The organism is Paenibacillus sp. VCA1 (genome assembly GCF_031583795.1).
GTDB classification, from domain to species: domain Bacteria; phylum Bacillota; class Bacilli; order Paenibacillales; family Paenibacillaceae; genus Paenibacillus_AQ; species Paenibacillus_AQ albilobatus.
In genome coordinates this window covers 219,664-239,948 of record NZ_JAVLSX010000004.1, presented here as the reverse complement: position 1 = coordinate 239,948, position 20,285 = coordinate 219,664, and the positions used below count along the sequence as shown (strand labels likewise).

20 protein-coding genes and 1 pseudogene are annotated in these 20,285 nt (G+C 55.4%); all 21 read right to left on the bottom strand.

Annotated elements, in window-relative coordinates:
* Positions 1 to 15: 15 nt before the first annotated feature.
* Positions 16 to 675, bottom strand: a complete 660-nt coding sequence (locus RJP21_RS10335) for a spermine/spermidine synthase domain-containing protein (protein WP_310859187.1) — start codon at positions 673 to 675, stop codon at positions 16 to 18.
* 435 nt (positions 676 to 1,110) lie between these two features.
* Positions 1,111 to 1,497, bottom strand: coding sequence for a hypothetical protein (locus RJP21_RS10330; RefSeq protein ID WP_310859186.1), 387 nt, complete (start codon positions 1,495 to 1,497; stop codon positions 1,111 to 1,113).
* A gap of 67 nt (positions 1,498 to 1,564) precedes the next feature.
* Positions 1,565 to 2,605, bottom strand: a complete 1,041-nt coding sequence (locus RJP21_RS10325; protein WP_310859461.1) for a hypothetical protein — start codon at positions 2,603 to 2,605, stop codon at positions 1,565 to 1,567.
* Between the two features lie 109 nt (positions 2,606 to 2,714).
* Complete coding sequence (locus RJP21_RS10320) at positions 2,715 to 3,674, bottom strand: NAD(P)H-dependent flavin oxidoreductase (protein ID WP_310859185.1); 960 nt, start codon at positions 3,672 to 3,674, stop codon at positions 2,715 to 2,717.
* 69 nt (positions 3,675 to 3,743) lie between these two features.
* The gene (locus RJP21_RS10315; RefSeq protein WP_310859184.1) at positions 3,744 to 4,553 is read right to left on the bottom strand and encodes an energy-coupling factor transporter transmembrane component T family protein; all 810 of its coding nucleotides are present in this window, start codon (positions 4,551 to 4,553) and stop codon (positions 3,744 to 3,746) included.
* Positions 4,554 to 5,402, bottom strand: a complete 849-nt coding sequence (locus RJP21_RS10310; RefSeq protein ID WP_310859183.1) for an ATP-binding cassette domain-containing protein — start codon at positions 5,400 to 5,402, stop codon at positions 4,554 to 4,556. It lies immediately after the preceding gene.
* Positions 5,387 to 6,187 (bottom strand): ATP-binding cassette domain-containing protein, encoded by an 801-nt coding sequence (locus tag RJP21_RS10305; RefSeq protein ID WP_310859182.1) that lies wholly within the window; start codon positions 6,185 to 6,187, stop codon positions 5,387 to 5,389. Before RJP21_RS10305 ends, RJP21_RS10310 begins: the two co-directional genes overlap by 16 nt.
* Positions 6,188 to 7,009 (bottom strand): SDR family NAD(P)-dependent oxidoreductase, encoded by an 822-nt coding sequence (locus RJP21_RS10300; protein ID WP_310859181.1) that lies wholly within the window; start codon positions 7,007 to 7,009, stop codon positions 6,188 to 6,190.
* Positions 7,010 to 7,011: 2 nt separating this feature from the next.
* Positions 7,012 to 7,356, bottom strand: a complete 345-nt coding sequence (locus RJP21_RS10295; protein ID WP_310859180.1) for a MaoC family dehydratase — start codon at positions 7,354 to 7,356, stop codon at positions 7,012 to 7,014.
* Complete coding sequence (locus RJP21_RS10290) at positions 7,334 to 7,732, bottom strand: FAS1-like dehydratase domain-containing protein (RefSeq protein WP_310859179.1); 399 nt, start codon at positions 7,730 to 7,732, stop codon at positions 7,334 to 7,336. The genes RJP21_RS10295 and RJP21_RS10290 overlap by 23 nt, the downstream gene beginning before the upstream one ends.
* Positions 7,729 to 8,879 (bottom strand): annotated as a pseudogene (locus tag RJP21_RS10285) (thiolase family protein). Before RJP21_RS10285 ends, RJP21_RS10290 begins: the two are co-directional and overlap by 4 nt.
* On the bottom strand, positions 8,876 to 10,354 hold the full coding sequence (locus RJP21_RS10280; RefSeq protein ID WP_310859178.1) for a class I adenylate-forming enzyme family protein: 1,479 nt from the start codon (positions 10,352 to 10,354) through the stop codon (positions 8,876 to 8,878). Before RJP21_RS10280 ends, RJP21_RS10285 begins: the two are co-directional and overlap by 4 nt.
* Positions 10,355 to 10,385: 31 nt before the next feature.
* Complete coding sequence (locus tag RJP21_RS10275; RefSeq protein ID WP_310859177.1) at positions 10,386 to 10,940, bottom strand: biotin transporter BioY; 555 nt, start codon at positions 10,938 to 10,940, stop codon at positions 10,386 to 10,388.
* Between the two features lie 250 nt (positions 10,941 to 11,190).
* The gene (locus RJP21_RS10270) at positions 11,191 to 12,441 is read right to left on the bottom strand and encodes a stalk domain-containing protein (RefSeq protein ID WP_310859176.1); all 1,251 of its coding nucleotides are present in this window, start codon (positions 12,439 to 12,441) and stop codon (positions 11,191 to 11,193) included.
* 204 nt (positions 12,442 to 12,645) lie between these two features.
* Positions 12,646 to 13,563, bottom strand: a complete 918-nt coding sequence (locus tag RJP21_RS10265) for an N-acetylglucosamine kinase (protein WP_310859175.1) — start codon at positions 13,561 to 13,563, stop codon at positions 12,646 to 12,648.
* Positions 13,564 to 13,610: 47 nt separating this feature from the next.
* Positions 13,611 to 15,164, bottom strand: a complete 1,554-nt coding sequence (locus RJP21_RS10260; protein WP_310859174.1) for a glycoside hydrolase family 3 protein — start codon at positions 15,162 to 15,164, stop codon at positions 13,611 to 13,613.
* 50 nt (positions 15,165 to 15,214) lie between these two features.
* The gene (locus RJP21_RS10255) at positions 15,215 to 16,354 is read right to left on the bottom strand and encodes an exo-beta-N-acetylmuramidase NamZ family protein (protein ID WP_310859173.1); all 1,140 of its coding nucleotides are present in this window, start codon (positions 16,352 to 16,354) and stop codon (positions 15,215 to 15,217) included.
* A 156-nt stretch (positions 16,355 to 16,510) separates the two neighbouring features.
* Positions 16,511 to 17,218, bottom strand: coding sequence for a PIG-L deacetylase family protein (locus RJP21_RS10250; protein ID WP_212957783.1), 708 nt, complete (start codon positions 17,216 to 17,218; stop codon positions 16,511 to 16,513).
* A gap of 3 nt (positions 17,219 to 17,221) precedes the next feature.
* Positions 17,222 to 18,187, bottom strand: a complete 966-nt coding sequence (locus RJP21_RS10245) for a GNAT family N-acetyltransferase (protein WP_310859172.1) — start codon at positions 18,185 to 18,187, stop codon at positions 17,222 to 17,224.
* Positions 18,188 to 18,219: 32 nt separating this feature from the next.
* Positions 18,220 to 19,413 (bottom strand): anhydro-N-acetylmuramic acid kinase, encoded by a 1,194-nt coding sequence (locus tag RJP21_RS10240; RefSeq protein WP_310859171.1) that lies wholly within the window; start codon positions 19,411 to 19,413, stop codon positions 18,220 to 18,222.
* Between the two features lie 4 nt (positions 19,414 to 19,417).
* Positions 19,418 to 20,278 carry a carbohydrate ABC transporter permease gene (locus tag RJP21_RS10235; protein WP_310859170.1) on the bottom strand — a complete coding sequence of 287 codons (861 nt, stop codon included), beginning with the start codon at positions 20,276 to 20,278 and terminating at the stop codon, positions 19,418 to 19,420.
* Positions 20,279 to 20,285: the final 7 nt, after the last annotated feature.

Below are 20,285 nucleotides of genomic sequence, written 5' to 3'. Positions count from 1 at the left end.
CGAAAAGGAGTCCTGTTAGCGTTTTGGCGATGCCGCCAAATAAACGTAATCGGGTTCTCCCCGCAGCTGGGGAATGGACAAAACCTCAACTTCATCGAAAAAAAGCTTCAAATAATCAACAAAAGCGGGCGAGGCGGTAGCGCTCCAATAGGAAACCACTCCGCGCGGGCGCAGCAGCCTGATGACCGCATTAATGCCTTGATCCGAATACAGGCCTGTATTCGAATCCGACACGGTCCAATCCGGTCCGTTATCGATATCGAGGCAAATGGCGTCATAGGAAGCATCCGTTTCGCTCATCCATGGGACCAGGTCGGCATGAATCACATTCGTGCGCGGGTTATCCAGCGCATATCCGGAATAGGGCGCAAGCTGCTTCCGGTTCCAACGAATGATCGCTTCCTCGATCTCGACGACGTCCACGCGCCCGACTTCGGGATCCGATAATGCTTCTTCCAACGAAAAACCGACGCCCAGGCCGCCGATCAGCACGCGCTGCGGATGTTTGCATTTTTTCAGCGCGCTTCTGACCAACAGCCGTTCCGATTCCCCGTTATACGTTGCCATCAGAAACGTGCCGTTATAAATGATCTCAAAGTGATCTTCCCTCTTTTGAAGCTGAATATCCCCCCGATCCGTGCGACTGCGTTCTATGATTTCAGGTGCTTGATTCATGGTATCTACCTCCTGCCCTAGAAAATGATCTTAAATTCTACCAATCTCCATTATATCCCTAAGAGAGCGCAGGAAGTCCAATCTTGGCAAAAAGCGTCCGCCATGCCCTTGCGGCCAAAATATGATGCCGGACCGGCAGTTATTCACCCTGCAAAATAAATCATACCTCATCGTTACGGTCATCCCTACGCTCCAAAGACCCAATGAAGACTCCTATTTCTTGAGCAAAAAAACAGGCGAAATCCCGGCAGCAGCCGAATTCAGCCTGTTTTCGTCAATTTATCGATAAAATATGCACAACTTTGAAAATAGTTGCGGCAGGATGATGCCAACTTGAGGCCATGCCGCCTTCTCCTTTCGACCTTGATGTTTTTCCTGCATGACCTCGCGTTTCTGCAGTTAAAACCGGGGATTGCCCGGATCTTTTTAGCGGAGTTACCGTTGCTCCGTACGATCCTTAGCAGTATTGATCATCTTCAAGTAACCGCCGTTTGCTTCGACCGCGATGGCATCCTCGGTGCGGACGTTTGGAATCGAATACAGTTTCGTGCCTTCCGCAAATGTGTTGGAATAGACGCCGTGACCCACGATGTTTTCATCGTCGATGAAAGATTCCACGGCTCCGATTTCCCGGTCGATCGGCGTGATGTCCTCGTCCGTCAGCCTGTAAAGTTTATCATTCCAACGCACAAAATCGAATGCCCATGAATTCGACGCCCCCGTCATTGCAACCGGAGTTTCCGTTCCGCCTTTTGCAGAGCAGGCCGGTAACAAAAGCACAAACAACACCAGCGCGATACAGACACCCAGCCTTTTGGACATGCCGCATGATCAACCCCTTTACTTTCGAAAACGCGTTTTGCCAAAATTTAGCAACCACGGTCATCCTTTATTTTACAATATCCGGGTTGGCAAGCATAATCCGTTCGGCCGTTTCCCGCAGCTTCGGCAAAAAACGCAAACCGGCTTCGGCGCGGCGGAATAAATCTCCGCTTGAGCGAATGCCCAAGTCGGCCAAAAAACCGGCGAAACCGGGTTCAAACGACCGGCGCACAGCCTCGTCCGCATCGGCTGCCATCACAAGATGGCACCGGGCAAACGTTGCCGCGATCCAAAACACCGCTTCGCGGTGATCCCCTCGGCGAATCAGTTCCCGGCTTCCGTCAATGGCGATCGTTTTCGCTTCAGGCGTAATGTCGGAACGGAAAGAAAACTGCGTCTTTGCGACGGCGGCCGCCGCGTCGAAGGTTCCTTCGAGCGTGTTCAAATGATGTTCCGCTTGGGAGGATGTCCAGTCGGCGCAACCCAGCAGTTCGAGCATCTCCGGGTATAACGCTTGGTGCCCGTATTGCCCGAGAACTTCGCGGGCCGCCAAATATCTCAGCCTTACGGTCGGATTGCGGAGCGCCGCAACGAGAATGACGTGCGTCATCACGCCCGTCGGAAACAGCCAAGGGATGACCTGTTCGAAGAAGGGGGCGTCCTTGTTCACGGACCGCAGTCCCCGGTCCACCTTGTTCCAGGCTTCCTCCGCGCGGAGCTTCACCCATTTTTGCTCAGCAAAATGGGCGGATACCTGCCGCTGCAGCGAATGCAGGCTGCCGTTCGGATCGTCGATTATCGTATCGGTGCGAAAGCTGCCCGCCAGATGATAGGAGCCCAGCACTTGTTCGGCGGAAGCAAGCTGGTTCGAAGGCATATACGTCATTTCCATCAGCGTGTCGCGATACCGCATTTTTCCCGGCTTCGGCGGAACTTCCCCGCCTTCAAGCACCACGACGACGTCGATATCCGACCCGATCGGCAGCGTTTCCTCCCCCGGCCGCCCGACGGTGGAACCGCTAAAATAAGCTCCCGAATATCCCGCAAGGCCGCGGGCTTGTTCCCGTACCCATTCCGCAGCATGTTTTCGCGCCGTTGCGATCGTCACCAACGGAAGCCACCTCCTCTTTAATTCATTAATTTATTTTATGACGCAAAACGCCGGATTTTGTTTCAAAATAATACGGCATCGTCCTGCCGGTCGCGCATTCATCCCTTCAACGTCCCCATGCGATGCGGATGCGTTCCGCCTCTGCAACCATGCCGGAAATGAGCTCGGCCACCGTCGGAATATCGCGGATCATCCCCGCCACTTGACCCGCAAAGCCGAACCCTTCTTCCGCGTTTCCGTCATGGATCCACCGCCTATTGGCGTCGCCGCTGATATATTCTTTTAAAGCTTCGAAGCTCGGAGATGCCCGCTCGATTTCAAGAAGTTTGTCGACGTATTTGCTTCTTAATACTCTGGCCGGGGCCCCGATGGAACGTTTGATGACGGCGGTATCGGACTCGGTGCTGTCGAGCAGCGCTTGTTTGTAGGAAACCGAAGCGTCAACGCATTCGCGGGTGGCGATAAAACGCGTTCCCATTTCGATCCCCTCCGCGCCAAGCGCGTGGGCGGCCATCCAGCCGCGGCCGTCGCCGATCCCGCCCGAAGCGACGACGGGAATGCCGACCGCGTCCGCGACCTGGGGGACAAGCACCATCGTTCCGACGTCTTCGCGCCCGATGTGGCCGCCTCCTTCCTGCCCGACGACGATCACGGCGGAAGCGCCGAGCTGCTCGGCTTTTTGGGCCTGCCTGCGCGAAGCGACAAGCACCAGTATTTTCATGTCCGCCTGCTGCAGCATTTTCATGATCGGAGCGGGATTTCCGCCCGTTACGGTGACCACGGGCACCTGCTCTTCGATGGCGGCTTGCACCCGCTCCTCGTATCGCGCTCCGTGCATGCCGATGGCGAAATTGACGCCAAACGGTTTGTCCGACAACGCCCGAAACCGGCGGATCTCCCGGCGCAAGGCATCCGCGTCCGGTAGGCTCATGGCCGTAATCTGGCCCAGCCCGCCGGCATTCGAAACCGCGGCGGCCAGGTCCGCATAAGCCAAATACGCCAACCCTCCTTGAATGATCGGGTATTTGATGCGCAGCAATTCGGTCAATCGCGTATCCCATTGCATGATCGTCTATCCCCCTTCATATGAACGATCTCATGTTCATAACAAACTGTATGCGCTGTTGCGTCGCATTCATGATATGCCGCCCATGTTGATGGCAAGGATGGCGACCGCAAACAAAACGGCCGTTCCTCCCGTCCAGGCATCCAATGGCCCGAATTTCAGCTGCCGGTACGAAGTTCTCCCTTTGCCGTTCCCGTAAGCCCGCGCTTCAATCGCATAGGCGAGCTGTTCGGCTCGTCCAATCGTCGTAAAAAGCAGCGGAACGAGGATCGGAACATAGGCAAAAATCCGTTGCGGAAGCTTTAAGGCGGCCATATCGACCCCCCGGGCTTTCTGCGCCAGCAAAATACGGTCAAGCTCCTGCAAAATCGTCGGAATAAACCGGATCGCGATGACGATCATTAACGATATTTGTTCTACCGGGACATGCAGCCTGGACAGCGGCGCGAGCAGCTTTTGAAATCCCAAAGCCAATTCCAGCGGCTTCGTCGTGAATGTCAAAACCGACGCCATCAAGATCAGCAGCACGATCCTCCCGACGAACGCCGCCCCTTTTGCCAGCCCTTCAGCCGTCAACCCGATATAGGACCATGTCCAAATCACGGTCGTCCCTTTGGTAAACAAGGCATGGTACAAGAAGGTGAACATCAACACGAACAACACCGGCTTCAAGCCTTTCCAATACGCGCGAAAAGAGACTTTGGACAACGTCAGCACCCCTAAAGCGAAAACGGCTGCAACCGCGTAGCCGATGCCCGGCTTCAGCATCAGCAGGCCGATCATGACAACGACAAGGCTTAAAAGCTTCGTCCGCGGGTCCAGCCGGTGAAGGACGGAATCCGTCTCCATATATTGACCGATGATTACGTTATCCCTCATTCAGAACCCCCTTTTGTCCCAGATCGGCATTATTTTTTCGAAAATCTCCTCTTCCCTGCAGCCGTCGGTTTCAATCTTGCGACCGGACATGTCCTTCAGCAGTTTTAATAGCTGTACGGGCTCCGGCAAAGGCAATCCAAGCTCCTCGAGCCATTGCGAATGTTCCAGAAATAAAACGTTCGCGTCAAAATGCCCCATCAGCCTCCCGGCATGGAAAACCATCACCTCGTCCGAATATTCGGCAACGTCCTCCATTTGATGGGAAATGAAGATCACCGTACGGTCATTTTGCCGCTGCCACCGCTTCAGCATTGTTAAAACGGCTCGGCTGCCGAGCGGGTCAAGGCCTGCCGTAGGTTCGTCCACGATCAGGAGCTTCGGGTCCGATATCAACGCCGATGCGATCGCCACCCGGCGCTTATACCCGCCGCTTAACTGAAGCGGGACGAGCGGAAGGATGTCCGGATCCAGACCGACCTCAGGCAAAATCCCGTCAATGGCTTCCCGGATCTCCCGGACAGAAGCTCCCTGATGTTTCAGCGAAAAGGAAAGCTCCTTATATACGCTCGTCTCGAACAGCTGATGTTCGGGATATTGAAAAACGAAGCCGATTTCGGGGATCGCTTTGAGCCTGCCTTTCGCATCCCGCTGCACCGGCTGTCGACGAATGAAATATTCCCCGTCGATGGAAGGGATCAGTCCTTTCAGCACTTTTGCAAACGTGGATTTTCCCGCGCCCGTATGGCCGATGACGGAAATCCATTTCCCCTCTTCCATCGTGCAGCTAACCGATCGCAATGCCGTTTTCCCCGCGTAATGCACGCTGACGTCGTTTAACCGATAGGCCATTGCGTGCGGACCGCCTCCTTCCAATCCGCATGGAACGGCGCTTCAAGCCGGAGTTTTTGATGCACCCGCACCGAAAACGGCAGCTCCAAATGATAGTCGGCAACAGGCAGCTCATCAAAAAATCGAAACGGATCGCCGTCATAAACAAGCCGGCCTTCATGCAAAAGCAAAATCCGCTTCGCTTCCAGCGCTTCCTCCATATGATGGGTGATGTGGATGATGGTCATGCCTGCTCGATGCAGGCTGCGCATGATGTCAAGCACCTGCTTTCTCCCTAGCGGATCAAGCATCGAAGTCGCCTCGTCGAAAATGATGATTTCCGGACGCATCGCGAGGATCGCCGCAATCGCAACGCGCTGTTTCTGGCCGCCGGACAGTTGATGCGGCATCGCCTCCGCATGTTCCCCCATTTGAACGGCGCGCAAAGCCTCCAGCGCACGGCCTGCCATTTCCTCCCTTGGAACCCGAATATTCTCCAATCCGAAAAGGACCTCGTCCATGACCGTCGTCGTGATGAACTGGTCCTCCGGATTTTGAAACACAAATCCGATGCGCCCGCGAATCTGCGCCAGTTCGGCAGGACGGGACGTGTCCAAATGTTCCAGGCGCACATGCCCTTCCTTGGGCAATAGCAGGCCGTCCATAAGCTTCGCAAGCGTCGACTTTCCGCAGCCGTTCGGGCCGACGATCGCCATATATTCACCGGCCTGAACGGTAAAGCTCAAATTCTCGAGGACAGGCTCCCCTTTTTTATAATAAAAACAAACCCGTTCCAATGTAAGCATTCATGACTTCCCCTTCCGTTCGTGCCATGCCGCAAAAAACGACTCCGGGCCGCTTTCGGAAAAAGCGGGCGCAGGTTTTTGCCAGCTCGTGATCCGGGAACCGTTAACCCCGAATATTTCCCCCGTTAAATCGTCGTCCTGCTGCGCCAGCAGCTCGGCCGCAAAACGGGCGATATCGTCGGGCTCACCCACGTTCCAGAACGCCGGAAATGGCTCCTTGCGGCTGGCGCACTTTTCCTTGATGCGCTCGATGACGGGCCTGGTCATGTCCGTCAAGGCGGCCGGCGACAAGGCATTCACGCGGATTCGGTCCCGCCGAAGCTCTTCCGCGAGCGTCCATACCATACCGAGCATCCCGGCTTTGGCCGCGCTGTAATTCAGCTGGCCGACCGAACCCGTCAATCCGGCGGTCGACGTCATCAATAAAATGTCGCCGCCGTTTTTTTGCAGATGCGGCAGCGCCCGCCGGATCACGTAAAAAGCGCCGTTCAAATGCACGTTCAGCACGGCATGCCATTGTTCGTCGGTCATGCGCGCGCATCTCTGATCATGCAAATTGCCGGCGTTATGGATCAGCACATCGATGCGCCCGTATGCGGCAGCGACCGCGTCCACCATCCCGGTGACGGCATCCGGATCGGCTACATCCGCAGGGCATCCGATGGCCTCTCCGCCTGCTTCCCGGATTTCCTTTACGACTTCGTCGATTAGCATCAGCTTCGTTCCGTTGACGGCAACCCGGTAACCGGATCGGCCGAGCCGGATGGCTATGCTCCGCCCAATGCCTCTTGTCGCTCCGGTAATGAAGGCGACTTTCTTCATCGTCATGGCCTCCCTTTTACCGAAAAATGGCCCATGGCTACGGTTTCGCCGCTTTCCGCCGTAACGGTCACCCGAACTTCGCCTCCATCATAAGCCTTATAATCGAAGGCTGCAACGGAGTCGACGAAAAGCGGTTTAATAAATTTCATCGCGCAAGACGTAATCCACATCTCGCGATGATCGGCGAGATACAAAGACTGCGCAAGTCCCATAAGGTACATGCCATGAACGACGGGCCGCTCATACCCGGCTTTTGCCGCAGCCTCGCGGCTGAGATGAATGTCGGCCACGTCTTTGGAGGCAAGCGCGTATTGCCGGACTGCTTCAGCCGTGATCCGGATGTTCATGCCTCTCACCTGCCCTGATCAATACAGTCTCTGCGGTGACGATGAGATCGTCTCCGCTGCAGCATGCCAGCGTATGCGTGTATAACGTAAGCATGCCTTGCCTTCCTTCCTTGGTTTCCACTTTGGTTAAGGATAACTCGCAGTCCAAAACCATGCCGGCGGTTATCGGAGCCGAATACGCAAACCGCTGGAAGCCGTGAATCCAGGGACCGCCCGCGTTCAGCCACGGAATATCGAACTCCTGCCAGAAAATGACCGGCATGGTCGCAGGAGCCATCCATTTGCCGTCCAATGTCTGCAAAGGTGCTGAAATGCTGCGGGCATAACGGAAAATCCACTCTTCCGTGACGGCGATCCGCCGTCGAACCTTGTTCATTCGGCTGCCTCCACGAGGGTGGCCAAGCCCATGCCTCCGCCGATTCCAAGCGCGGCAATCCCTCTTTTATAGGGTTGATGCCGCATTTCGGCGCATAAGCGCGTGATCAAGACGGCTCCCGACGCGCCGTAAGGATGGCCAAGCGCCAGCGCGCCGCCGCCGAGGTTCACCTTTTCGTGCGGAATCCCGAGCTGCTGAAGCGAAGCCAGCACTTGCGAAGCAAATGCTTCGTTAAACTCCACGACGTCTGCATCGCCGACCGTCAAGCGGCGGCGGTACAGCAGCTTTTAACGGCAGGCACGGGGCCGATCCCTAAATAATTCGGATCCACGCCCACGGCCTGTGCATCCGCTATGCGTAAAACCGGTTTTAATCCGAGCTCCCTGCTTGTTTCGCGCGACATGACGAGGACCAAAGCCGCCCCGTCGTTGATCGGACAAGCGTTGCCCGCCGTAACGGTCCCGTTCTCCAGAAAAACCGGCGAAAGTTTCTGCAGCTTTTCGAAACTGGTGTCGGCTCTAGGACATTCGTCGTCAGCAATCCATTGCCCTTGAACCTGAACCGGCACGATCTCTTGCTGAAACCGGCCCGTCCGCTGCGCATGCACGGCTTTTTGGTGGCTTTTCAATGCGTAAAGGTCCTGCTCTTCCCTGGAAATTCCGTACATTCTGGCAACGTTCTCCGCTGCGATCCCCATATCCGGATCGCCGTAAACATCGGGAGTAAAACGGGCGCGGGAATAAAGGCGCGGAAGTCCCGTCAAGGTTTGAGGCTTGGCCATTTTCCAAGGCGCCCGGCTTGCGCTTTCGACGCCTCCCGCCAAGTAAATTTCGCCGGCGCCGCTTTGGACCAGCCTGGCTGCCAGGTTGACGGCCTCCAATCCGGAGCCGCATTGCCGGTCTACGGTAACGCCGGGAACCGTGACCGGAAGCCCCGCTTCAAGCGCGGATACCCGCGCTATATTGCCTCCCGGCCCGACGACGTTGCCGATGATCACGTCATCGATCCGCTCTACGGGCAAACCCGTTTCCGATACGATATGCCGGATCAGCGGCGCTAACAGTTTTTCCGGTTCAAGCGTGCTCAAGGCTCCGCCCGTTTTGCCTATTGGCGTTCGTTTCGCCATGACAATGACGCCTTCCTTCATGACATCACCCTTTTCGCGTAATCTTTCATCGCTTGACGGGCTATTTTCCCGCTGCCGGTATACATGAATCGCTCCACCGTGATGAGCTGCTTCGGCGCTTTGTAAGCGGCCAAATGCCGCCGGCAAAAGCTTTTGATCTCGTCGATCGACATCCGCTGCCGCCCGCTCCATTTCACGAGCACCGTCACCCGCTCTCCCCAATATTCATCCGGAAGGCCGAGCACCATCGCTTCCTCGACCGCCGGCAACTGCAGCAGCACGGACTCGATCTCCTCCGGAAAAATGTTGAGTCCGCCGGATACGATCATGTTTTTGGCACGGCCCGCCAAATAAAGATATCCCTCTTGATCCATATAAGCGTAATCTCCAAGCTTGAGCCACCCGTCGCGAAAAACGGCGGCCGTTTCTTCAGGAAGTTGATGATAACCCAAAAAAGCCATTTCGCTGCGAACGTACAGCTGCCCGATTTGACCGGGCGGCAGCTCCTTGAAGCGCTCGTCCCGAATCGATATGTCCACGCCCGAAAACGGTTTTCCTACGGAATCTGGTTTTTGGTCCGCAAGCACGTCCAAATAACTGATATAACTCGCTTCGGACGAACCGTAATATTCGTACAGCTTCGCTTCGCCGAAAATTTCCCTGCTTCGTTTTTTCGACGCTTCCGGCCATTTTCCGCCCGAGCTGATCAACGCTTGGATCCGCGGCCGGCCGCAAACCGGCTCCCGCATCATCGCTTCGATCATCGTAGGCACGACGAACAAAATGACATCGGGAATCCGTGCGCATAACTCCCAAACCTCCCCCGCATCAAATGAAGGGACGAGATGAAACGTCGCGCCGCTGCAAAGGCTTTGCACCAACGCGAACAATGATAAAGAGTGAACGAGCGGACCCGGCGCAGAAATATGCCGCATGTCGAGTTGAAAGGCTTCTTCCGTCGCTTCCAAGCTTTTGATCCACGATTGGTGCGTGCGCATATATCCTTTGGGCGTTCCGGTTGTACCGGAAGTAAAAGCAAGGAACAACACCGCGTTCGTGTCGTCCATGGCTGCCTGAGGCTCCAGCCCATCGATCCAGGCAGCGTACGGTTCCCCGGAATCACCTGAAAAAACGATAAGCCGGGCATCGGGTTCCTCCGGGCACGGCATTGCCGGAAAGCCGTTTTCCGCAAAGATCATTTTCGGCCTGCACTGCCGCATCACGGCGTTGATTTCATGTGCGCTCCATTTGGGATCCATGGGAACGGGAACGCACCCGGCATAAACGGCTCCTAAAAAAACTTCCACGAATTCCAGCCGATTTCCGGACAATATGGCGACCATGTCATGCTTAAGACCGTTTTGCCGCAAACCCCATGCGACTTTTTTTATCCGCTCCGCCAATTCTCCGTACGTCAGGCTCTGCCTGCCGTAAGACAATGCGACTTTGTCAGGGTACCGGGCTGCGTACCGCAATATAGGTTCTACCAAATTCATTTCTGACCACACCTGCTTTAATGATGATGTCTTACCGATGATGCAACTTGTCTTCGATCGGGCTGATGGCTTTCAGCTGCAGCGCGATGACGGCGGCAACGACCGCTTTGATGCAATCCCCGGGCAAAAATGCGGTAGCGCCCACAAGACCCGTCCACACCGGGGTATGCGTGATGAGCGCCATCACGGGAGCGCCGATCAAGCTGATGAGCAGCATGCCGAAAATGACGTTGATGGCGATTAGTTTCCATGCTTTCAGTTTGGGCCAAGCTTTCTCCGTGAAATATCCGATGCAAAAAACGGCAACCGGCCAGCTAAGCAAATATCCGGCGGTCGGCTGCATCAAAACGGAAAGCCCTCCGCGTCCGCCGGATAACATCGGTATCCCCAACACGGTCAAAACGATAAATAACGCCACGCTGATGGTGCCTGTTTTCTTTCCCAAAAAACATCCGGCCAGCATGACCCCAAGCGTCTGGGCGGTGACGGGAACCGGAATGAATCCGAGCGGTATAGGCGGAATAAGTCCCAACACCCCGATAAGTGCCGCAAATAAAGCAGCGTAAACCATTTCTTTCGTTGTCATTTGACTGACCTCCGTTACGATGGAAAATTTCTTTTTAAATGCTGGAATATGTACCGTAGCTAATCATAGCTTGATCGGCCCGAATTGTAAACCACAAATTTGAATCGAGGTTTACAATTGGCGAAATAAGCTTGTACTGCGCGCTGCAGCCGATTTTTCATGAACACGCAAAAAGACAGCGGCTGCCGAAGCAGCGCTGCCTTTTTGCGTGTTCATGAATTGGATTTGTTATTGTTTCCGGTCCATCGGATTAATCGTTATCCACATAAAAATTGCGGTCGCCGATTTGGATGTCCTGCGGGTTCGGTTTTCCGTCTTTTCCGGGATGGACGAAAAACACGAACCGCTCCGTTTTGCCGTCCGAAAATTTGAGGGTAATCGTATTTCCGGTGATCGCGTACGTCCCCGTGCCGCTTGCGCCCGCAGAGGAATTCGTCGAGCCCGATCCCGTATCCGCCGATCCCAGCGTGAGATTGTCGCTTTTAAACGTGCCGTCCGTTTGGAAGGTAATCCATTCTTCCCAAGCCGAGGACGCCGAATTGGCGCCGGCCATTCCCGAATACCCTCGGTACACGTAGCTGCCGCTTAGCTTGAAATTCGCCGTGACAGGCTTCACCGGCGCCAGCTGCACGTCTTCGATGAACAGGTTGCCTTTCGCCGACACCCGGATGGAATAGGATTTGCCGTTGCTTAAAGAAAGACGGTTATTATTGATGCTGTATGCGGTGCAGGCCTGTTTCGAGCAATCGATGGTTTCCGGCCCGCCGGAGACGGGCTCGCCCACGACGATTTTTTGACCCAGCAGGAAAGTGTAGTAATCCCAACACGCACCGCCGCATTCGTACCCGCCCGGATCGAGCCGCATGCCGACGTACATGCCCTGAAGCTTGTCGAGTTTGACGGTCTCGGCCGGAGCGGTTTCTTCATCTCCTCCCGTTTGTCCGGTCCCCGGAGGGTTCTTCGGCGGGTTCGAGGTCGTCATGGTCCCGTTTTTGTTAAGGATCTCCGCAGCCTGTTCTTTCGTCAATCCGAGCTGGCTCAGCATCTCCTCCGAAAATATCGTAATTTCCCGGTTTTTCGGGTCCCAAGCCACCAAACCGCCGGTTGCTTCGCCCACAAACCGCAGCGGAACCAGCGTGTTGCCCTGGATGACTCGGGCCGGCTTATCCAGCGCAATTTCTTTCCCGTTCAGAACCGCCTTCGGGCTGTCGACCTTCAAGGTGAACGACATGGAGCCCTTTTGCCCCGAAATCGTCCGGGTTTTTTGATCCCATTTCAGCGAGATGCCCATCGATTCAAACAAAGGGCGCATTTGCACCAGCGTCGTCCCGCCGTCCAGCAGCGGATCCACCGAAAAGGACACCCATTTCGTATCCACGGCCACTTTAATCGGCGCAGGCGCTTCCGCATGGGCCTGCTTTAATCCCCAAAAACCGGTGGCCAGCAGCATCGCAAAAAACAAAAGCAATCCGGCGCCGGTTTTCGTTTTAAAAGCTTGCATTCTTTCCTTCACTCCTTTTCCTTCATTCGTCCATGGCGGCTCTCGGCCGCATCAACCATGTGTATGCGGGAATATGCGGGTTCATCACGACTATTTTCCAATTATATCCTAAACCTGCCGGAGAAGGTCTGGGCTTGAGCCGCATTTTTCCCCAAAAAATAAATAGGCTGGAGGTCATCGGACTTCCAGCCTATGCATGCTGATTTATTCGGAACGCAATCGGTTTAAGGCGATCAATGCCGCCCCCATGGAAGCGTCGCTTTTTGGGGTGATGCACTCCATTTTCGGGTATCGCGAACAAAGCTTTTCTTGGAATATCGACCGGATGAAGCCGTTCTTGAGCAAAACGCTGCCGGCCATGGCCAGGCTCCCCTCCTGCAGGGAGAGCGTTTCCGCGACCGGGATGACGAGCTGCAGCAGGGATTCCGCGCTTTTTTCCGCGATGCGCATTGCCGCTTTGTCGCCCGCCGCGCAGGCTTCCGAAAGAAGCGGCGCCAACGCCGCGATATCCTTTTTGTTTCGCAGCTTGTCGTAGACAAAACCGACGATGTCCTGCACCGAACCGATTCCCAGCTGTCCGTAGACGAGTTCTTTAATGACCGTGTTCGGAATCCGGCCGTCATTCGCCTGCACCACGGCGGCCAGCAGATCGCGCCCGATCGCGTAGCCGCTGCCTTCGTCGTCGATCAGGTGTCCGAAGCCGCCTGTCCGGTGCGATTGCCCGGCCTCGTTTTTGCCGAGCCCGATGGAGCCTGTACCCGCGATCAGAATCATGCCGTACGCCTTCTGATGAGCTCCGTACAAAGCCGTTTCATGATCGCCGACAATGTGCAAGCCGCCCTCATAGCCAAATCCGCGGACATGGCCTGCCAGCCTGCTTGCGACGCTCGGATTGCTTACCCCGGCGGCGCCGATGCAAATTTCGGCGCAGTTTTCGATCCCGCCGCAGGCCAAAGCGATGGATTCCATGATCTCCTGCAAGGAAGCGCCGACGCTTTCCTCGTCCTGTCCGTTATAATTGATGGCGCCGGAGGCAGACGTTTTTACCGTCTTGCCCGTCTCGTCCACGATGGTGACGGCGGTTTTCGTACCGCCGCCGTCCAAACCTGCCGCATATTTCATGGCTGTCTTCACATCCTTATGTTTCTATGTTCCGATCCCGGCGTATGTCAGCTGTGCAAACTTAATTGGCCTGTCGGAGGCGTTTCGCCGGCAAGAATCCGAATGACCGAACGGATGGACATCCGGGTATACTCGAAGGCGGCCAATCCGCAAATCCCTTCTTCCAGCAGCTCCAGATCGTACGGCTTTCCGAGCGCTACCGCCGTTACTTGATGACCGGCACGAGCAAGCCGGTTTGCAAGCTCGATTTGCCCCTGGTGGTCGCAGCCGTTATAAAGGCCGATGATGATGTTCGGAACATTTTGGACCTCGTCTGCAATCCGGCGTTGCTCCGTTTCGTCCGGGTTGATATCCGTCAGCAGATATGCCGTCCCAAGGGCAGCGGCGGCTTCCGCCGGAAAGGACAGCCCGGCTCCGGTCCGGCTTGAAGCCTGATCCGGGCGATACGGCAGGCTGCCAATGACGATCGTATCCGAAACATCCTTTTGCACGGGTACAAGCTTTCCACTGACGTGGCAGATGCTTTCCAGGCTGATCGCTTCCGCCGCCCGCCGATTCGCTTTATGTTGTGCTTCAGTCATATCCTCCTCTTCCACCAGGCCGTATTTGTCTTTGTAAAAGAGCACCTTTTCCACGGCTTCGTCGATGACCGCAATCGGCAGCTCTCCGGCTTCCACCGCTTGCTCGATCCGATGAACCGCATCCTTTACGAGCCGCGCGGAATGGCTTATAAAAAGCAGGTGAACGCCGGCTTTAAGCGCGCCGACGGCCCCTTCCGCGGTTCCGTAATATTTCTGGATCGCGTCCATTTCCAGGCAATCGGAAATGACGAGTCCTTCATAACCCATCTTATGTTTGAGCAGGTCGGTAATGATCGCTTTCGACATCGTGGCGGGAACCTGATGGTTCTCGATGGCGGGAAATAAAATATGCGCGCTGGTCAAACATTCCGCACCGCTGTCGATCGCCGCCCGAAACGGCTTTAGTTCAAGCTCCTCCAGCGCTTCAAGCGGCTTGTCGATCGAAGGCAGCCCCAAATGGGAATCGACCGCCGTGTCGCCATGTCCGGGAAAATGCTTGATCGCCGCCAGCACGCCGCCGTCTTTGAGACCGCGCAGCATCTGCAGCCCGTATTCGGTCACGACCTCGGCCGTATCGCCATAGGAGCGCACGTTGATGACCGGGTTTCGCTTATTGTTGTTAATGTCCAGCACCGGCGCGAGATTAAAGTTGATTCCGAGCGCGCGCATTTCGCGGGCGGTAATCCGGCCCGCCGCATAGGCGTTTTCGGGGCGGCCCGTCGAAGCGATCGCCATCGCCCCCGGCACGTTGACCGCATCCTGCGGCAAGCGCGTGACCCGTCCCCCCTCCTGGTCGATCGAGATGAGCGCAGGATGGCCCGTGTGCGCGGCGATGCTCCGCTGCAGCCCGGCGCATAAGCTTTTCAGCTGCTCCCGGTTTTGAACGTTATGCGCAAACAAAATGACATTGCCGATTTTATAATCCGCAAACAGACGCTGCGTTTCTTCATCGACGTCCAGTCCGGGAAATCCCGCCACAATCAGCTGGCCGATTTTTTCCCTTAACGTAAGTTGTCTCATTGTAATTCCGGCTCCTTTTTTTCCATTCGGGATTTGCTCGTCTCATCCAATCAATACAGATGGTATTCCGCTTTCAGCTTTTCGAACCGGCGGCTTTCCTCCCGGAATTGCCCAAGCAGCGCAGGAACATCCACGTTCTCGTCACGGTAGATGTTGTCGCCTCCCAGCAGGTCAATAAACGGTCTCGAATTTTCTTTGAGCGGCGGCAGGAACGAAAACTCCCCATAGTTGTTTTTGATCGTAAAGAGCAAGTGCACGCCGGTCTCCAACGGACGAACCGCCCTCGCATCCGTGATATGGATCTGAACTCCGCCGCATTGCTCTCCCTGGAATTTCGAAAATGACGGCTTAAAATAGACCGGCCGGAAAATGACGCCCGGATGCTTCTGGGCGTTCATCTCCTCGGCCAACCGTTCCGCCCGGATAAACGGCGCTCCAACGATTTCGAACGGCGCGGTCGTGCCGCGGCCCTCCGACATATTCGTCCCTTCAAACAGGCATGTGCCCGGATATATCAGAGCCGATTCAAACCGCGGCAGCCCCAGGGACGGCATAACCCAAATGCGCCCGCTCTCGGGGAAAAGCATGCGTCGGTCCCAGCCTTGGCAGCGGATCACGTGCAATTTGGCGTTCCAGCCCTTCTGGTCGTTGGCCATCATCGCCACCTCGCCTGCAGTCAGCCCGTAGCGGACGGCAAGCGGATAATTGCCGACAAAAGATTCATATCCCGGTTTCAATATATTCCCTTCGACCGTCACGCCGTCCAGCGGGTTGATCCGGTCCAATACGACGATTTCCTTGCCCGCCTTCGCGCAGTCTTCCAACGCGTACAACATCGTGTAAATAAACGTATAATAACGCGTCCCCACATCCTGAATGTCGTAAACGACCACATCCACTTCATCCAGCATTTCTTGGCTTAAACGTTTGGAGTCCTTGCGGTACAAGCTGTATACCGGCACGCCCGTGATCGGGTCCGAATACGTTTCGACCATCGCCCCCGCGGCCTGATCGCCGCGCACGCCGTGTTCGGGCGAAAACATCGCCGCCAGATGAAAATGTTCATGCAAAATTTGAATCGTGGAAACAAAATCTTTGTTCAAACCGGTCGGAGACGTGATCAAACCGAGTTTTTTTCCTTTAAACAAATGGGCGGCTTCCATGATCGTGTCGATTCCGTTCAGAATCATCCCTGTTTCCCTCCTATAGGCATGTTTGAAAAAAATGACTGCCGCGCCGCCGCACCCCGTCCCGATTCGGGCGGAATGCGGCTTTGCAGAATCCAATCAAGCGTCCGCTTGTCGAATCCTGCCCTGCAGGCAGTCATTTTGCAATTTTTCCTTTTCCTACAGCAGATCGCTTTTCAGCACGCGTTTCGTTTCTTCGGGAACCATAAACGTTTCGGCATATTCCTTGCGCGCTTCGATCCCGCGAACCCTTGCCAAATGCTTATAGTATTCCAGATAAGGGAAGGATTTGCTGTTCGTCACGAACCAATGCTGCTCCGTCGCTTTCACCCATAGATCGAAGGCTTCCTTGGAAAAGTCCACGTAAACATACGGCTTGTAATCGACGGCATCCTCCCAGTTTTCCGCATAATACAGTCTGGAAGCAAAATGCGCCGGCAGCTCTCTTTCGAAGGAAGCGAGTCCCGCAAAGAAACGGGCGTCATTGACGATGTTGTGGGTGATCGCATGGTCTTTGTGCATGCTGTTTTTCCAGTGCGTAATGATGACGTTCGGTTTCACCCGGCGGATGACGTCGCACACGCGCAACCGCATGTCTTCGTTGTCCTTCAGCTCGCCGTCCGGAATATCGAACACGATCGATTCGCCGCCGAGCATATCGGCAAACGCTTTCGCTTCGTTGACTTTTTGCCGGCGGTATTCCGCCATGTCCTGTCCGGCCGGCACGCCCCGTTCGCCTGCGGTCAAGGCAAGCGTAACGATCTTGTCCCCCTTGAGGGAATGGCTGGCAAGCACCCCGCCTGCCGTCAATTCCGCATCCCCGACATGTCCGCCAATCGCCATAATCGTCAATTTCTGTTCGCTCATTCCTTAAAACTCCCTTCTCATGACTGAAAATTGTTTAACGGTTCGGAAGCCTGCTTTTTCATAAATCCGGATCGCCGGATTGGTACTGCCTGTGTACAACGACATATAATCGGTCCCGATCGCTTTGAACGCCTCGCACAGCTTAAAGAACAGGATCGTTCCCAGCCCGTGCCCTTCGTGCTCGGGATGCACCCCGATGCCGGCAAAATAACCCCGCCCGTTGTCCTGGCGAATGACCGGCCCGGCAAAACCGACGACCTGCCGCCCATGCGCCGCAACGACAACCGGCGTACCGTCCGACGTGCATTTGCCGATTTCCTTTTCCCACAGCGGGTTGTTCAAACCCTTAAGCATTTCAGCCACGCCTTCATGTTCGGCGCCGTCGAACAGCCCTGTCCGATATCCTTCTTCAGCAGCTTTCCGCTCTTTGGCGCGGATTTCCTCCGGCATGGAAAACTGTTCGAGATTCAAATACATTGCGCATTCCTTCGCCCGTTCGGCGTATCCTTCGCTCAACAAAAAGGAATGCAGCCTGCTTCCCACCGGCACGCCCGGGGCGTTGTTGTGCTCATGCCGCGGCGTATCGGGTATGTACCACGGCAGCATCATCGGGTTAAAAAACAGAACGTCCGCCTGCTTTTTGCCGAGCTTGCGGAACCGGCTTTCGACGGCGTCGAGCAGCTGCTTATAATGTTCGTCCGTTTGGCTCCCCTGCTCCAGCACGATGCAGGTGATGTACCCGGCAATGTCGCCAAGCGGCAGGTCGTCGCCGGCGCATCCGCAGGCAAAACCCGTTACCCGACCGTCTTCGGTCAGGACAAACGTGCCCAGCTTGTCGAAATAAGGACTGGAAGCAAAAATCCGCTCGAAGCTTTGCTCCGTCAGCTCCTTGTACCCATCTTTCACCGCTTCTTCGTTCCACAAATCGATTACCGCCTGCGTGTACTTCCCATCCCAGGTATGAATCATGTCCAGCGGCACCTCCGTGTTTTGATGATAGATTAATAGCTGATTTTCCCCATGATGACGGGCCTTGCGGCTCCGGTGACATTCGGGAGATTGTTCGGCTGCCGTTTCATCGCATAATCGGCAAGTAGCGCAAACGCGACCGCTTCTTTTGCGTCGCTGCTGTGGCCGATGGCTTCCTGCGTCATCACTTGAACTCCCATCGGCTCCATTACACGGCGCAAGAAGCCGACCAGAACCGGGTTATAGCTGCCGCCTCCGCCAACGATCAAGACGTCGGCCGGCGTACGGTCCCGTACGTAACGGCGGTACGCATCGCCGATCGACCAGGCCGTCAGCATCGTCGCGGTCGCCACCACGTCTTCCGCTTTCATGTCCTTTCGTTTGGCGATGTCCAGCACCCGATCGATGTAAACCGAACCGAACATCTCCCTCCCGGTGGACTTCGGAAGCGGCTGTGAATAATAAGGCTCCTTCGTTAGCAGTTCCAACAGCTCTTCGTCGACATTTCCGCGGCCGGCAATGGCCCCGCCGGCATCCATCGTTTGCCCGGGATACAGCCGCTCGACGACGCCGTCGATGATCATGTTGCCCGGTCCGGTATCGAACGCGTACACCTGCTCCGGCGGGCAGCCGGCAGGAATCACCGTCATGTTGCCGATGCCGCCGATGTTTTGCAGCAGGAGGGTGCGGTTCGCTTCCCTGTACAGAAGGTATTCCGTAAACGGAACGAGCGGCGCCCCTTGACCGCCTACCGCCATATCGGCGGGGCGAAAATCGGTCACGCACGGAATTCCCGTCCGCGCGGCGATGACCGATCCTTCCCCGATCTGAACCGTATAACGAATATCGTAGCCATGCCGTTTTTCAGGCTCCGGCGCATGATAAATCGTTTGTCCGTGCGAGCCGACGACGGCGACATCCGCGGGCTTCAGCCCCGCCGCCTTGATGACGGCAAGCGCCGCTTCCGCGTACAGTTCGCCCAGCAATACGTTCATGCGGCCGACTTTGTCGATCGTAGCCTTGGTCGGATCAAACAGCTCAAAAATCTCCTGCCTGACGGCAGCCGGATAAGGCGTATTTTCAAAGGCGATCAATCGGACGGATGCTCCCTCATCGGAGGCATCCGATATTTGTACTAGTGCTGCATCTATTCCATCCACTGACGTGCCGGACATAAGTCCCACGGCATAGCGGCTTGCATGCAAATCCAAAGTTTCGCGCTTCATCGGCTCAGCCCTTCACCGCACCTACGGTAACGCCTTCCAGGAAGTATTTTTGCAGGCTGAAGAACAGGATGAACATCGGCAGTGCGGAAATGGTCGCCCCTGCCATCATTGGCGCAAAATAAGTCGTATTCGCAAAACGGAAGTTTTTCAGTCCGACCTGGATCGTCTGCATATCCATGGAGTTGGTGACCAGGAACGGCCAGAAAAACGTGTTCCAGTTATCCATGAAGGTCAAAATGGCCATGACCGCAAGTACCGTTTTGGATAACGGAATGATGATACGGAAATAGATTTGGAACTGGTTGCAGCCTTCGATTTTGGCGCATTCCAAAATTTCGTTCGGGATGCTGCTCATGAACTGCTTAGCGAGAAAGATGTTGTACACGGTGACCAGACCCGGCAAAATCAATGCCGTATACGTGTTTTGAATATGAAAAATATTGACGATCAAAATATACAGCGGAACTTGCGTCACCTGATAAGGAATCATCATGGCGATCAGCAGCAACGAGAAAATGAGCGCTCTGCCTTTAAATTTGATTTTCGAAAACGCATATCCCGCCATGCTGGCGAACAATACGTTTGTGACCATAACCGTGGTTGCCACAATCAAGGAGTTCAGCAGCCAGCGGTAGGTATATTCGCTGAATTCGAAGAAAAATTTGTATGATTCCAGAGAAAAACTGCCCGGGATCAGTCTGTAATCCATGGCCCCGGCTTCAACGGGTTCACCAAAGGAAGAAATAATCATATAGTAGATCGGAAACAGGGTTGCCAGCGCGAATACCAGAAGAATGGCGATCAGAACCGTATTTCTGGCGAGCCGGAGCTGAGGTCTCCCTGCATGAGGGTTATAAAGCGACATAATGCTG